At 64.0% G+C, this 13,880-nt stretch carries 14 protein-coding genes; 11 read left to right on the top strand and 3 right to left on the bottom strand.

Going from position 1 to position 13,880, the window contains the following annotated elements:
* Positions 1–397 precede the first annotated feature (397 nt).
* Positions 398–1,702, top strand: coding sequence for an IS701 family transposase (locus tag IVB18_RS02245; protein ID WP_247984493.1), 1,305 nt, complete (start codon positions 398–400; stop codon positions 1,700–1,702).
* A 260-nt stretch (positions 1,703–1,962) separates the two neighbouring features.
* Here IVB18_RS02245 and IVB18_RS02240 read toward each other — a convergent pair whose 3' ends face one another.
* The 3 genes from IVB18_RS02240 to IVB18_RS02230 all read right to left on the bottom strand — a co-directional run bounded on the left by IVB18_RS02240 (position 1,963) and on the right by IVB18_RS02230 (position 3,653).
* Positions 1,963–2,181, bottom strand: a complete 219-nt coding sequence (locus IVB18_RS02240) for a hypothetical protein (protein ID WP_247987718.1) — start codon at positions 2,179–2,181, stop codon at positions 1,963–1,965.
* A gap of 1 nt (position 2,182) precedes the next feature.
* Positions 2,183–2,839 carry an acyl-homoserine-lactone synthase gene (locus tag IVB18_RS02235; protein WP_247987717.1) on the bottom strand — a complete coding sequence of 219 codons (657 nt, stop codon included), beginning with the start codon at positions 2,837–2,839 and terminating at the stop codon, positions 2,183–2,185.
* Between the two features lie 85 nt (positions 2,840–2,924).
* Entirely contained in the window at positions 2,925–3,653 is a 729-nt protein-coding gene (locus tag IVB18_RS02230) for a LuxR family transcriptional regulator (protein WP_247987716.1), read from the bottom strand.
* 163 nt (positions 3,654–3,816) lie between these two features.
* Here IVB18_RS02230 and IVB18_RS02225 point away from each other — a divergent pair, with 163 nt between their 5' ends.
* From IVB18_RS02225 to IVB18_RS02180, 10 genes are all read left to right on the top strand, one after another.
* Positions 3,817–3,993 (top strand): hypothetical protein, encoded by a 177-nt coding sequence (locus IVB18_RS02225; protein WP_247987715.1) that lies wholly within the window; start codon positions 3,817–3,819, stop codon positions 3,991–3,993.
* A 228-nt stretch (positions 3,994–4,221) separates the two neighbouring features.
* Complete coding sequence (locus tag IVB18_RS02220; RefSeq protein WP_247987714.1) at positions 4,222–5,160, top strand: LysR family transcriptional regulator; 939 nt, start codon at positions 4,222–4,224, stop codon at positions 5,158–5,160.
* Positions 5,161–5,292: 132 nt separating this feature from the next.
* Positions 5,293–6,180 carry a shikimate dehydrogenase gene (locus IVB18_RS02215; RefSeq protein WP_247987713.1) on the top strand — a complete coding sequence of 296 codons (888 nt, stop codon included), beginning with the start codon at positions 5,293–5,295 and terminating at the stop codon, positions 6,178–6,180.
* A gap of 57 nt (positions 6,181–6,237) precedes the next feature.
* Entirely contained in the window at positions 6,238–7,368 is a 1,131-nt protein-coding gene (locus IVB18_RS02210; protein ID WP_247987712.1) for an ABC transporter substrate-binding protein, read from the top strand.
* 196 nt (positions 7,369–7,564) lie between these two features.
* Positions 7,565–8,440: a branched-chain amino acid ABC transporter permease gene (locus IVB18_RS02205; protein ID WP_247987711.1), complete on the top strand. Its 876-nt coding sequence runs from the start codon at positions 7,565–7,567 to the stop codon at positions 8,438–8,440.
* Positions 8,437–9,435 (top strand): branched-chain amino acid ABC transporter permease, encoded by a 999-nt coding sequence (locus IVB18_RS02200; protein WP_247987710.1) that lies wholly within the window; start codon positions 8,437–8,439, stop codon positions 9,433–9,435. The genes IVB18_RS02205 and IVB18_RS02200 overlap by 4 nt, the downstream gene beginning before the upstream one ends.
* Positions 9,432–10,175: an ABC transporter ATP-binding protein gene (locus IVB18_RS02195; protein WP_247987709.1), complete on the top strand. Its 744-nt coding sequence runs from the start codon at positions 9,432–9,434 to the stop codon at positions 10,173–10,175. Before IVB18_RS02200 ends, IVB18_RS02195 begins: the two co-directional genes overlap by 4 nt.
* Before the next feature lie 10 nt (positions 10,176–10,185).
* Positions 10,186–10,923 carry an ABC transporter ATP-binding protein gene (locus IVB18_RS02190; protein WP_247987708.1) on the top strand — a complete coding sequence of 246 codons (738 nt, stop codon included), beginning with the start codon at positions 10,186–10,188 and terminating at the stop codon, positions 10,921–10,923.
* On the top strand, positions 10,920–11,978 hold the full coding sequence (locus IVB18_RS02185) for a Gfo/Idh/MocA family oxidoreductase (RefSeq protein WP_247987707.1): 1,059 nt from the start codon (positions 10,920–10,922) through the stop codon (positions 11,976–11,978). Before IVB18_RS02190 ends, IVB18_RS02185 begins: the two co-directional genes overlap by 4 nt.
* A complete protein-coding gene (locus IVB18_RS02180; RefSeq protein ID WP_247987706.1) occupies positions 11,975–13,846 on the top strand; it encodes a sugar phosphate isomerase/epimerase and 4-hydroxyphenylpyruvate domain-containing protein in 1,872 nt (623 codons plus the stop codon). Before IVB18_RS02185 ends, IVB18_RS02180 begins: the two co-directional genes overlap by 4 nt.
* Positions 13,847–13,880: the final 34 nt, after the last annotated feature.

Below are 13,880 nucleotides of genomic sequence, written 5' to 3'. Positions count from 1 at the left end.
GTCGCGCCGATGTTCGAACACGGTCGCCATCAGTGAAAGAGCTCCCCCCGCCTCTTCAAGGCCAAAAAATGGGTAATGGCAGTATCGTTCCGAGGCAAGAGCGATTCTACGCCAGACATGCACTTTGTTGCATCTCGGCGCGCGCGGTCGTGCGCGCCTTGCAAGCAGGCTGCCGGGCAGGATGGGTCAACCTGCCGCACCCATCCGGGCGGAGGCAACGAAGCGGCGCGCTACGCAAAAACGATCGCCCTCTCCGAGGGGAGAGGGCGAGGCCTTCCGTTGAAATGAGGGAAGGAAAGGATGCGTCTAGCTAGTTCTACTGAGTCAGAAAGTCGCAGTACCAGGGATTCAGGAATCAGGTAGTGGGCGGGATTCAGGCCAGCGGTAGGGGCTGAGGATGGATCGCCGAAGGTTTAAGAGCAGTGAATCGCGATTTGCCGCCTATGTCGAGGGGCTTGCGAGCGTGATCGGGCACAAAGACCGAGAGCAGCCGCTTCGCGATTATTGCACCGGGCTGATGCTGCGAGGCGAGCGCAAGAGCGTCGAACCGATCGCAGCGGTCACGGCACCGGCGCGGGTGGCCGCCCAGCATCAATCGCTTCTGCATTTTGTCGGCGAGGGACGTTGGTCCGACGAACGCGTCTTGGCCAAGGTGCGCGAGAAGGTCTTGCCCGAGATCGAGCGTCACGGCCCGATCGAAGCGTGGATTATCGACGATACTGGACTGCCGAAGAAGGGGCGGCAGTCGGTCGGTGTTGCGCGGCAATATTGCGGTCAACTTGGTAAGGAGGACAACTGCCAGGTCGCGGTGTCGCTGTCGATTGCCAACGAACATGCGAGCCTGCCGGTGGCGTACCGGCTGTATCTGCCGCAGGAATGGGCGGAGGATAGCGATCGTCTGCGCAAGGTGGGGGTTCCTGAAGATATTGGCTTCAAGACCAAGCATGAGATCGCGCTGGAGCAACTGCACTGGGCCTGCGCGGCTGGTCTGCCGCGTGGCGCGGCGCTGCTGGATGCCGGCTATGGCAATAACAGCAATCTGCGCGCCGACATCACGGCCCTGGGGCTGGCTTACGTCGCGGGCATTCTGTCGAATACGACGGTGTGGGCAGACGGGACGGGACCGCTGCCGCCGAAGACTTGGTCGGGCCGCGGACGGCCACCAAAGCGCCTGCAGCGCGACGCCAAGCATTGGCCGGTCTCAGTCAAAGACCTTGCACTCGGCCTGCCCAAGCGCGCCTGGCGCACCATCGAATGGCGAGAAGGTTCGGCGGAAACCATGTCTTCGCGCTTTGCGCGGGTGCGGGTGCGTGCCGCGCGGCGTGACGAAAGGCGCCACGAGCCGTGCCCGCAAGAATGGCTCTTGATCGAGTGGCCCAAGGACGAGACCGAGCCGACCAAATACTTTTTGTCGACGCTTCCCGCCGATATCGCCTTTCACCGTCTGGTCTACTTCGCCAAGCTGCGTTGGCGCATTGAGCGCGACTATCAGGAGCTCAAGCAAGAAGTCGGCCTCGGGCATTTTGAAGGTCGGGGATGGCGTGGCTTCCATCATCACGCAACGCTCTGCATCGCAGCTTACGGATTCCTGATCTCCGAAAGGGAGACGATTCCCCCCTCAGGACCTCGTCACGCCCCGATCTTCCCGCAACTTGCCCTTCCCGCAGGTTACCGACCCAGAGGTACTGCCGTTGCGGCCTGAACGTCACATCCCGAACTCAATCGCGACCATGCGCATCCGTTTGGCCAACGCGATCGCCAGAACCTTGCCGCGATGCCCGTGTTGCGGCCAAAGCAAAATGCGACCACGCCCGAAATTTGTGACGCAGTAGAACTAGAGCATGATCCGGAAAAGTGCGAAGCGGTTTTCCCTCGCGACAAACGCGGAACGCGTTTGCGCGGAGATCATGCTCAAACAACAACCTAAAGCGCGATGATGATTCATCCTCATCTCATCGCGCTTTAGTGCGACGTCATCGGGTGGAGAAGATCGTCCGGCTCGGCGAGCACGACGTTGGCCGTCGAGGCCTCCAGCGCGGCCATTCGGAACAGGTAGGCGAGCGTCGCCAATCCGGAGTCTTCCGCCATCTCCGCGAGCTCGAGCGCCATATCGGACATGTAGCCGAGATTCTCGTCACTGATCTGCGCGATCATCTGGCTGTCCCGCATCATGTTTGACATTTCAAGCGATCTTTCGTTGCGCGGCGAGGCCGCAGGTGTTGGCACGGGCGATGCAGTCGATACGCGGACCGTCCTGCTGGATGACGTTCGTCATCCCGATACGGTCGCGCACGACGTCGAGCGAATCCTGACGGACCTCGATGGTTGCGGCCATGGTCCAGGAATCCTCGACCAGTGCCGGCAATCCCAGCGGCGTGACGACGAATCCGATGTCGTGGAAGCGCGGCAGCCACCAGGTCTCCATGACGAGGCAGAGACGCTCGATACCCTGATCGAGGCAGAACTCCTGCATCGCGGCCATCAGTTGCAGGTTCAGCGCGCCGTCGCGGCGGTCGCGCGCCACGAAGAAGCGCGACCACTCCCAGATCAGCGGATCCGAGGGGCAACCGCGCACCGCGGCGAGATGCGGGAAGACATCGCTCATCATCGTCGGCTTGGTGGTCGGATACAGGCGGTAGCCGCCCACCACACGACGGTTGTCCAGCGCGAGGAGGTAGATCGCGTCCTCATTGTCGTAGACGTCGATCTCGCGGCCATCGGGCTTGCGCAGCGCGTCCCATTTCCGCTCCTCGACGAAAATCTCGTGGCGGACGCGGAAATGTTGCTCGATGACGTCTTCGTAGAGATGCCGGTTAACGGCCGAAATCACATGAATCATGAACTCCCCCATCGCTTGAAATGAGGGAAGCGTCAGCCAAAAAGGCGGAGCCGACTATTGGGAAATTTCCCAGTAGGCGACGATTTCAGGGATTGATGATTCTGTGGCGGATCGCGATCGCGACCGCATGCGTCCGGTTGACGGCGCCTAGCTTGCGCGCAGCGGTTGCAAGATGCTCTTCCGCGGTGCGTTGCGTGATGCTCAGGATCTCGCCGATCTCCCATGCGGACTTGCCCTGCGAGGCCCAGGCGATCACCTCGCGCTCGCGCGGGGTGAGGCGCATCGATGGGTGCGGCGCCGGATCCAGCAGACGGCGAATGTGGTCGAAGCCGTACATCGCGATCAGGTGCAGCGCCGGCTTGCTGCGGGCATTGAGATCGAGGTTGACGCCACCGAGCGAGACGCCGGCCTCGTAGCCGGTCAACCCGTGGATCGGCACGACGAAGCCACGCGACATGCGGAAATCGGCAGCGCGCCGCATCACCTCCACCGCGCCCGGTTCCAATTCCGGATCATACGGCGCCTCAGACCACTCGAAGGGGTTCACCGTCTGCCGGCATTTGCGGATGACGGGATCGACGCGGTCGTAGCTCTTTTGGGTGTAGAGGCTGAACCACTCCGCCGGCCACTTCTTGGCGAGCACCATCTGGGAAAAGCGCTGATCGGGATTCGGCAAGCCCGTTACGATGATGTGTTCGAAGCCGTACCGGCCGAACGCGGTCGCAAGCGCGTCCATGGCGTCCGGAGCCTTGGTATAGGCTCCAAGCCCCTCAATGAAATCGAGCGCTTCCCTGCCATAGTCTACGGCGGACATCGGTTCGAGCCCCCTTGATGCTTCCTATAGCATATCTTTGGGGGTCGTCTCAATTCGCCAATCCCGTAGTTTTCCGGAGATGTATGTGACGGCAAGATTTAATCTACTTGTGGCAGAAGGAGCGTCAAGATACACCTTAGTTGCCCGAAGGGGGAAAGCCACGATGGAAGATGAGAACATCGCCCTCAACAGCGTACTCGGCCTCGAGCTCAATCGCGTGTTTTTCGCTGTCCGCGATACGGCAAACAAGCAGAAGATCATCGAGTTCGCGCGCGAAGTGCTGCGAAGCGAGCGCGCGGAGCGCCCCGGCAGCGTGTCGCCCGAAGGACCGTCGAGTTAAGCCATGCGGTAGCAGCAGCGCGGCACGTGATCGCGCTCAGGCACCGCTGTCTCTTCCGAACGGGCCGACATTGGCCAACACAATCCGACTGTGCCGCTCTCCTGGCTTCCCCTTATGGGCGTGAGCGTGACACCCTCGCCGCGTCCGGTTGACCGACATTTGCCTGGATGACCTCGTGGCTCTCGTGAGATGATCGCCGCCGCGACCGCCTTTCGGGATGTTCAGGATATGATGACGCTGCGCCAGGTCGAAGTGATCCGTGCCGTGATGGTGACGGGCACCATTGGCGGTGCGGCGAAGCTTCTGAACGTCTCGGCGCCGGGCATCAGCCGGCTGGTCAAATACACCGAGCGCTCGCTCGGCATCCGCTTCTTCCAGCGCCAGAACGGACGCTACTTCCCGACACCCGAGGCGGAGAACATCTTCGAGCAGATCAACGGGGTCTACAAGAAGGTCGACGATCTCTCCGAGATCATCTCCAAGATCGGCCGCGGCGGACTATCCGAGCTGCGCATCGGCTCGGTGCCGAGCATCTCGCAGGTGATGGTACCGCGCGCGATCGAGCGCGTCCGACGGCGCTATCCCGATCTCGGCATCGACATCAATATCCTCAAGCTCGAGGAAGCCATCGACTACCTCCTGCTCGGCCGCGGCGAGTGCGTGGCGATGAGCTACCGGCTCGAGCACTCCGGGCTCGACTTCATGCCGCTCGCCTCGGGCGAGCTCTACTGCATCGTGCCGCCCGGCCACGAGCTCGCCGGCCGCAAGCAGGTCTCGGCAGCCGAGATCACCCGCTATCCGCTGATCGGCATCGATCCCAACGATCCCTATGGGCGGATCATGGCCGAGATCTTTTCGCGGCACCGGCTCGACTACAACATCACCATCCGCGCGCGCTTCGGCACCACGGTCTGCGCGCTGGTGAAGGCGGGACTCGGCATCGCCATCATCGACCAGTTCACGGTGGCCCATGGCGGCTACCCCGGGATCGAGCTGTTGAAGATCACCGAGCCGACGCGGTTCGACACCTACATCGCGGTCAAGCGCGGCGCGCCGCTGTCGCTCCACGTCGAATATTTTATCGAATCCCTGCGGGCCGAGATGCGCGCGGTCGAGCCGACCCGCGGCAACGGCAGGGCGGTCCCGGCGCGCGGGCGGAAGAAATAACATGATGTTAGGTTTAGTAGTTAAACGAGTAATTGTGTTAGGCGGGGGAAAGACTATCGTCGCGCTTGGACTTGCGCGGATTTCCCCGCTATTGGCCGGGGATAAACGCTCCTCACACGACGATTGCACACCATGTCGAAGCGCGGACCTGCCGCCAGCACGAAGCTCCTCACCGGCCTGATCGGCGCGCCGATTGCGCATTCGGCCTCGCCCGCAATGCACGAGCGCGCGGCCGAGGCGCTTGGCCTGCGCGGCCATTATCAGCTCATCGAGGTTGCCGGCGCCGACGCGGCCGGGCTCGCCATGATGCTCGAGGGGGTGCGGCGGCTCGGCTTTGCCGGCGTCAACGTCACCTATCCCTACAAGGAAGCGGTGGTCCCGCTGCTCGACGAGCTGGCGCCGGGCGCCGCCGCCATGGGCGCGGTCAACACCGTCGTCGTCAGGGACGGCAGACTGACCGGCCACAACACCGACACGACCGGATTCGCGCGCGCGGTGGCGCCGCTACTGGCGCCGGCCGGTAACACCGTCGCCGTGATCGGCGCCGGCGGCGTCGGCAAGGCGATCGCGTTCGCGCTGGCAAGCCTTGACGTGACCGACATCCGCGTTTTCGACAGCGAGCCGGAACGCGCCGGGAAGCTGGTCGCGCTGCTGGCGGCACAGGGTGGTGCCAGGATGGCTAGGATGGCCGGGAGCGTCGAGGATGCACTCAACGGCGCAACCGGCCTCGTCAACGGCACGCCGGTCGGCATGTTGCCGAACCGGGGCATGCCGGTCCCGGCAACGTTGCTGCATGAAAAATTATGGGTCGCCGACGCCGTCTATTCGCCATTGATCACGCCACTTCTGGCCGCAGCGCAAGCCAAGGGCGCGCGGATCATGACCGGGCGGGAGCTTGCGATCTACCAAGCGGCCGACGCCTTCGAACTGTTCACGGGCCTTGCCCCATCGACGGACGTCATGGGAGAGGCTTTTGATGGCGTGATGGCGGAGCGAAGCTCGACCTACAACGCAGCGTAACGAAAGCGGCCGGACACAAGGCCGTCGACCAAAACCGAAGAACCAAGGAGGAATGAGATGAGATCCACGCTACTGGCGGGCGCCCTGCTTGCCTTCGCCGCTGCAACCAGCGCCTACGCACAGGCGATCAAGCTCGCCGACGTTGCCGAACTCTCGGGCGGCGGAGCCACCGTCGGCACCAACTGGAAGAACGGTATCGACCTCGCGATCGAGGAGATCAATGCCAAGGGCGGCGTGCTCGGCCGCAAGCTCGAAGTCAGCCATGCCGACTCGCAGTCCAACCCCGGCGTGGCGCGCGCGCAGGTGCAGAAAGCGCTCGACGCCGAGCCGTACGTGCTGCTCGGGCCCGGCTATTCCGGCTCCGTGAAGGTGACGGCGCCGCTCGCCGCCGAGGCCGGCATCGCGCAGATCATGGGCGGCGAAGCCGCCGAGCTGACGCAAGGAGGCAACAAGTTCCTGTTCCGCACCTCGTTCGGCCAGCAATCGTCGATGCCGAAGGTCGCAAAATACATCCACGACGAAATCAAGGCGAAGACGGTCGCGGTGGTCTGGGTCAACAATGATTTCGGCCGTGGCGGACGCGACGTCGTCGTCAAGGAGCTCGACCGGCTCGGCTCCAAGGTGGTCGCAGACCTCTCGACCGAAGCAGGCCAGGCCGATTTCGCCGCCGACGTCGGCAAGATCAAGGCTGCGAGTCCCGACGCCGTGTTCGTCTACCTAAATGAGGAAGAGAGCGCGCGCATCCTGAAAGAGCTGAAGCGCCAGGGCGTCACCGCGCCGCTGATGGGCGAGACCACGCTGATCGGCCAGAAGGTGATCGAGCTCGCGGGCGATGCCGCCAACGGCGCGCGCGGCCATGTCGGCCTCACCACCGACGCGCCGGTCGACCTGATCAAGGCGTTCCGCGACAAGTTCTCGAAAAAGTACAACTACGTGCCCGATCATAACGGGCTGAAGGGCTACCTCGCCGTCTACATGGTGAAGGCCACCACCGAGAAGATGGGCAAGGTCGATTCCAAGGCGTTCGCCGACACGCTGCACGGGCTGACCATCAAGGCCGCCGACGAGCCCGGCATTTTGATGGATGTCACCTTCAGCGAGACCGGCGACATCGACCGCCAGAGTTTTCTGGTCGAGATCGTCGAAGGCAAGCAGGTGGTGAAGCAGGTGCTGCCGAAGGTGAAGTGAGGCTCTTTCTCTCCCTCGCCCCGCTCTGCGCGGGGAGAGGGTGGGGTGAGGGGTGCTTCCGCGCAGACGGTAACAGCTGGACTCGCGGATAGAGCCCCTCACCCCACCCTCTCCCCGTAAGAACGGGGAGAGGGCGTGACAGACCTGAACTCGCGTCGATCCAGTTCAATCGGGCTCTAACGATCAAAGAGAACCCATGTCCAATCTGTTCGATCTTCTGGTCGCAGGACTTGCCACTGGCGCGATCTACGCGCTGGTCGCGGTCGGCTTCACCCTGTTGTGGCAGACGTCGCAGACCATCAATTTCGCGCAAGGCGAGTTCGTGATGCTGCCGGCCTTCCTGATGCTGGCGGCGATGCATGCCGGGGCACCGTTCTGGCTTGCGATCATCCTCGGCATCCTGCTCTCGATGGTCCTCCTTGGGCTCGCCTTCAAGATGCTGCTGGTCGATCCGATGATGCGCCACGGCGTGCTGCCGCTGGCGATTGCGACCATGGCGCTGGCGATCGGCATCAAGGAGGCGGTGAAGCAGTTTTTCAGCGCCGAGGCCTCGCCCTTCCCGTCGATCGTGCCGACCGGCGATATCTCCATCCTTGGACATGCCGTGTCGCTGCAAAGCATCGGCGTTCTCGTCCTCGCCATCCTCGCCGTCGTCGGTCTGACCAACCTTCTCAGCCGCACTTCGCTTGGCCACCAGATGCAGGCGGCCGCGCAGAACCCGACAGTGGCGCGCATCATCGGCGTGCCGGTCGAGCGCATGATCCTGCTGACCTTCCTGATCAATGCGTTCCTGGTGGCGCTGGCCTCGCTGCTGATCACGCCGATCTATCTCGCCAAATTCTCGAGCGGCGAGGTGCTGGGTCAGGCCGCCTTCATCGCCGCGATCGTCGGCGGCTTCAACCAGGTGCGCGGCGCGATCGCCGGCGGGCTCTTGATCGGCGTGCTCGACAATCTCGCGGCGTCCTATGTCTCGACGCAATACCGCGCGGCGGTGCCGCTGATCTTCCTGATCCTCGTCATCCTGTTCCGGCCGCAAGGACTGCTCGGCCGCGCCGAGGAGCGCACGGTATGACCGGCTTCGCCAAACCGCTGAAGATCGCGCTCGGCCTCGCCGTCATCGCCGCGCTGATCGTCGTCCCCATGAACTTCAACCGCTACGGTCTGTTCATCCTGAGCCAGTGGGCGGTGATGACCATCGCCGCGATGGGCCTCAACCTGACGCTGGGTTATGCCGGCCAGGTGTCGCTGGCGCAGGGCGCCTTCGTCGGCATCGGCGCCTATGCGGCCGCGATCATGACCACGCATGGCTGGCCGCTGCCGGCCGCGATTGTCGCCGCGATCATCTTGAGCTTCGCAGTCGGCTGGGTGCTCGGCTATCCCGCGCTGCGCGTGCAGCACCATTATCTTGCCTTCGTCACGCTGGCCTTCTCGACGCTGGCCTTCCTGGTGTTCCGCAACGAGAGCTGGCTCACCGGCGGCATCTACGGCATCTCCAACATCCCGCGGCCGCACTTCTTCGGAATCGCCACCAACAAGCCGCTGCCCTTCTACTATGTCTGCCTCGGCTCGCTCGCGATCATGTCGCTCGCCGTATGGTGGCTGATCCGCTCGCCCTGGGGCCGCGCCTTCATGGCGCTGCGCGAAAATCCGCTGCGCGCGCAATCGCTCGGCGTCGACACAAGGCGCTACACGCTGATGGCGTTCGCGATCGGCTCGGCGCTCGGCGGCGTCGCCGGTGCGCTCTATGCACCGCTGACGCAATATATCGATCCCGTGCCGTTCAACCTGTCGCTCTCGCTCGACCTCCTGATGATGGTGATCGTCGGCGGCGCCGGCTTCTTCCTCGGCCCGTTCCTCGGCGCGATGATCGCGGTGCTGCTGCCGGAATGGCTGCGCTTCACGGAAGGCTATTACCTGATGCTCTATGCCGTCGCGGTGATGCTGCTGCTGATCTGGTCGCCGACCGGCATCCTCGGAATCCTCGACCGCTATCTCGCCGAGCGCCGCACCAAGGCCGCATCCGCGCTGCGCGCCGTCACAAAATCCCGGTTGGAGACGGTGAAATGACCGCGGTCCTCGAAGTCACCAACATCAAGAAGAATTTTGGCGGCATCAGCGCCGTCGCCGACGTCAGCTTCGACGTGCGCGAGGGAGAGATCCTCGGCCTGATCGGACCAAACGGCTGCGGCAAGTCGACCCTGTTCAACTGCATCCTCGGCCAGCTCACGCCAAGCGGCGGCGAGGTCAAGCTGGACGGCAAGGTCGTCACGGGCTTACGCCCCGCCGAGCTCAACAAGCTGGGCGTCAGCCGCACCTTCCAGCTGTTGCAGGTGTTTCCAAAGCTCTCGGTGCGCGAGAACCTGATCCTGGCCGGGCAGGAGCACCAGGGCAATATGGCCTCGCGCCTGGTCGGCCGCTCCGATGCCGGGCTGACGGACGCCGCCGACCAGATGATCGGCTTCTTCAAACTCGACCATCTCGCCGCCGAGCCGGCCGGCGGCCTCTCCTATGGCCAACAGAAGCTGCTCGACGCCGCCATGGCCTTCATGGGCGGCCCGCGCCTGGTGCTGCTCGACGAGCCCGCCGGCGGCGTCAATCCGTCGATGCTGACGGACCTGAAGGAACGCCTCGTTGCGATCAACCGCGAGAAGAACGCCACCTTCGTCGTGATCGAGCACAACATGGAATTCGTGATGTCGCTGTGCTCGCGGGTGATGGTGATGGCGGAAGGCAAGGTGCTGGCGATGGGACGGCCGGACGAAGTCCGCAAAAACCCCGCCGTGATCGAAGCCTATCTCGGACATTAGGAAACGAGCCATGAGCGACACGATTCTCTCGGTTCAAAATCTCGTCGGCGGCTACGGCAAGATGACGATCTTGAACGGCACGACTTTTGCCGTGCCGCAGGCGACCATCACCACCATCATCGGCCCGAACGGCGCCGGCAAGTCGACCGTGTTCAAGGCGATTTTCGGCCTCTTGAAGCTGCGCGAGGGCAAGATCAGTTTTGCGGACCGCGATGTCACCAACCTGAGCCAGCGCGCGCTGCTCAACGTCGGGATCTGCTACGTGCCGCAGGGCCGCAACATTTTTCCGGAGCTCTCGGTGCGCCACAATATCGAGCTCGGCGGCGTCTCTGCCAGGAAGGATATCGACCTGCCTACGCGGATCGAGGCCGCGCTCGACCTGTTCCCGGCGCTGCGGCGCAAGTCGGCGCAGCAGGCCTCGACGCTCTCAGGCGGTGAGCAGAAGCAGCTAGAGATCGCGCGCTCGCTGCTGCTCGAACCGAAACTGATGCTGATCGACGAGCCCTCGATCGGCCTGTCGCCGCTGATGGTGCAGCAGACTTTTGACATCCTCAAATCCCTGCGCGACCGCGGCGTCACCGTCCTGATGATCGAGCAGAACGCCCGCTCGGCGCTGGAAATCTCCGATTTCGGCATCGTGCTCGAGCTTGGCCAGACCCGCATGATCGACAAGGCCGAACGTATCCTGAACGATCCGCGCATCGGTCAACTGTTCCTCGGCGGAGCCATGGAGGAGAGCGCGGCATGAGCACGCGGTTGCGCATCGGCGTTGCTGGCGCCGGCCTGATCGGCCGCCGCCATATCGCGCTGATCGACGCCTCTCAGGATTGTGTGCTCGCCGGTATTGCCGATCCCTCACCGGCCACGAAGGACCATGCCCAGGCGCGCAACACGCCTTGGCTTGCGGACCATCGTGCGCTGCTGGCGGAGGAGAAGCCGGACGGGCTGATCATCGCCTCGCCGAACGCACTGCATCTCCAGATGGCGCTCGACTGCGCGGAGGCCGGCGTGCCGGCGCTGATCGAGAAGCCGGTGACCGATACGGTCGCGGCCGCGCAACGACTGTGCACGACGATCAAGCGGAGCGGCGTTCCGATGCTTGTCGGCCATCACCGCCGGCACAACCCGATCATCAAGGCCGCGCGCGAGACGGTCGCGAACGGCAGGCTCGGCCGGCTCACCGCAATCGTCGGACTGTGGCTGCTCAGGAAACCCGACGACTATTTCGAGGTCGCCTGGCGGCGTGAGCAGGGCGGCGGGCCGCTACTCATCAATCTCATCCATGACATCGACAATCTCCGCTTCGTCTGCGGCGAGATCGTCGAAGTGCAGGCGCTGACCTCGAACATGGTCCGCGGCTTTGCCGTCGAAGACACCGCGGCACTGCTGTTGCGCTTTGCCAATGGCGCGCTGGGGACAGTGACGGTATCGGACGCGACCCCGGCGCCGTGGAGCTGGGAGCTGACGTCGGGCGAGAACCCCGTCTATCCCCAACAGGAGCAGCCCTGCTACGTCCTCTCCGGCACCGAGGGCTCGCTCTCCGTGCCGACCATGGAGCTGTGGTCTTATTCCGACAATCCCGGCTGGCACGCGCCGCTGTCGCGCGAGACCATTGCTCCCCGGTCATTCGATCCGTTGGCCGAGCAGCTCCGGCATTTCTGTGCCGTGATTGCGGGCCGCGAGCAGCCTCTGATCTCAGTTGAAGATGCGATGGGAACGCTCGCCGTCGTCGAAGCCGTCAGCGAAGCCGCGCGCACGGGTCAAAAGGTGTCACCGGGGCGGATCATGGAGCAGGCAGCATGAACAAGCGCTCGATCGCAACCGTCTCGCTTTCAGGAGCTCTCGACGAAAAGCTCCGCGCCATCGCGGCCGCCGGCTTTGACGCCGTCGAGATCTTCGAGAACGACCTGCTGTCGTTCGGTGCGAGCCCGCGCGAGGTGGCACAGATGTGCAAGGATCTCAATCTCGCGATCTGCGCGTTCCAGCCGTTCCGCGATTTCGAGGGCATGCCGGAGCCGCAGCGAGCGCGCAATTTTGCCCGCGCCGAGCGCAAGTTCGACCTGATGCAGGAGCTTGGGACCGATCTGCTGCTGATCTGCTCCAACGTGTCGCCGGCCTCGCTCGGCGGCATCGATCGCGCCGCCGACGATTTTCGCCAGCTCGGCGAGCGCGCGGCCAAGCGCTCCTTGCGCGTCGGCTACGAGGCGCTGGCCTGGGGCCGGCACGTCAACGATTACCGCGACGCCTGGGAGATCGTCCGGCGCGCCGATCATCCCGCGATCGGCGTCATCCTCGACAGTTTTCATGCGCTGGCCCCTGGCTTTCCCACCCGCGCGATGGCCTCGATCCCCGGCGACAAGATCTTTCTGGTGCAGCTTGCGGATGCGCCGAAACTCGAGCTCGACATCCTGTCGTGGAGCCGGCACTTCCGCTCCTTCCCCGGCCAGGGCGATTTGCCGGTCGGCGAGTTCATGGAGGCGGTCGCGGCGACCGGTTATGCCGGGCCGCTGTCGTTGGAAATCTTCAACGACCAGTTCCGCGCCGGCTCGGCCGCGCAAACCGCGGTCGACGGCCTGCGCTCGCTGATCCTGCTGGAGGACCAGCTTGCGAAGACGTGGCCGAAATTGTCGAGCAAGCCGCTCGCGCCGCGGGCGGTGAGCCGCGGCACCGGCTTCATCGAATTCGCGGTGAACGAGACCAAGGCCGGTGAGCTCGCCCGCCTGTTCTCACAGCTCGGTTTCCGCAACACCGGCAAGCACCGCAGCAAGGCGGTGGAGCGCTGGTCGCAGGGCAAGGTCGAGCTCGTCATCAATTGCGAGACCGACGGCTTTGCGCATTCGCATTACGTCACGCACGGCCCCGGCGTCTGCGCCATCGCGCTCGACGTCGACGATGCCTCCCGCGCCATGGCGCGTGCGGAGTCGCTGAAGGCGCGCACCTTTTACCAGCCGGTCGGGCCGGGTGAATTGGAAATCCCCGCCATCCACGGCGTCGGCGGCAGCTTGCTGTATTTCCTCGACCAGGCTGGCAAGAATTGGGACACGGATTTCGAGCCGATCGCGAGCGACGCTGGCGCAGACGCCCTGCTCGCCGTCGATCACATCGCGCAGTCGATGCCTTACGACGAGATGCTGTCCTGGCTGCTGTTCTACACCGGCATCCTCGACCTGACGCGCCTGCCTCAGATGGAGATCGCCGATCCCAGGGGCCTCGTGCAGAGCCAGGCCGTCATTAACGGCGACCAGAGCCTGCGCTTCGTGCTCAACGGCTCCTCCGCCAACCGCACGCTGCCGGCGCGCTTCATCTCGGAGTTTTTTGGCTCGGGCGTCCAGCACGCCGCGTTCTCGTGCCGGGACGTCTTTGCGACAGTGGCTGCGATGCGCGAGCGCGGCGCGGACTTCCTGGATATTCCCGAGAACTATTACGACGACATCGAAGCCAAGTACGACCTTGCGCCCGAACTCATGGGGCAACTCCGCGCCAATCACATCCTCTACGACCGCGAAGGCGACGGCGAGTTCTTCCAGGTCTACACTCACATTTTTGACGAGCGCTTCTTCTTCGAGATCGTCGAGCGAAGGAACTATCAGGGGTTTGGTGCAGCCAACGCCGGGATCAGGCTTGCCGCCCAAGCCCGCGAGGTGCGCCCCGCGAGCATGCCGCGGGTGTAGGCCTTTTACCCTCTCCCCTTGTGGGCCCCCTTGT

Origin of the sequence: Bradyrhizobium sp. 186, assembly GCF_023101685.1 — a bacterium.
Lineage (GTDB): Bacteria > Pseudomonadota > Alphaproteobacteria > Rhizobiales > Xanthobacteraceae > Bradyrhizobium.
This window is presented reverse-complemented; position numbering and strand designations above follow the sequence as displayed.

Coding starts and splice junctions, on each gene's coding strand:
- IVB18_RS02245 (WP_247984493.1), top strand. CDS start 398: ATGGATCGCCGAAGGTTTAAGAGCAGTGAATCGCGATTTGCCGCCTAT.
- IVB18_RS02240 (WP_247987718.1), bottom strand. CDS start 2,181: ATGTCAAACATGATGCGGGACAGCCAGATGATCGCGCAGATCAGTGAC.
- IVB18_RS02235 (WP_247987717.1), bottom strand. CDS start 2,839: ATGATTCATGTGATTTCGGCCGTTAACCGGCATCTCTACGAAGACGTC.
- IVB18_RS02230 (WP_247987716.1), bottom strand. CDS start 3,653: ATGTCCGCCGTAGACTATGGCAGGGAAGCGCTCGATTTCATTGAGGGG.
- IVB18_RS02225 (WP_247987715.1), top strand. CDS start 3,817: ATGGAAGATGAGAACATCGCCCTCAACAGCGTACTCGGCCTCGAGCTC.
- IVB18_RS02220 (WP_247987714.1), top strand. CDS start 4,222: ATGATGACGCTGCGCCAGGTCGAAGTGATCCGTGCCGTGATGGTGACG.
- IVB18_RS02215 (WP_247987713.1), top strand. CDS start 5,293: ATGTCGAAGCGCGGACCTGCCGCCAGCACGAAGCTCCTCACCGGCCTG.
- IVB18_RS02210 (WP_247987712.1), top strand. CDS start 6,238: ATGAGATCCACGCTACTGGCGGGCGCCCTGCTTGCCTTCGCCGCTGCA.
- IVB18_RS02205 (WP_247987711.1), top strand. CDS start 7,565: ATGTCCAATCTGTTCGATCTTCTGGTCGCAGGACTTGCCACTGGCGCG.
- IVB18_RS02200 (WP_247987710.1), top strand. CDS start 8,437: ATGACCGGCTTCGCCAAACCGCTGAAGATCGCGCTCGGCCTCGCCGTC.
- IVB18_RS02195 (WP_247987709.1), top strand. CDS start 9,432: ATGACCGCGGTCCTCGAAGTCACCAACATCAAGAAGAATTTTGGCGGC.
- IVB18_RS02190 (WP_247987708.1), top strand. CDS start 10,186: ATGAGCGACACGATTCTCTCGGTTCAAAATCTCGTCGGCGGCTACGGC.
- IVB18_RS02185 (WP_247987707.1), top strand. CDS start 10,920: ATGAGCACGCGGTTGCGCATCGGCGTTGCTGGCGCCGGCCTGATCGGC.
- IVB18_RS02180 (WP_247987706.1), top strand. CDS start 11,975: ATGAACAAGCGCTCGATCGCAACCGTCTCGCTTTCAGGAGCTCTCGAC.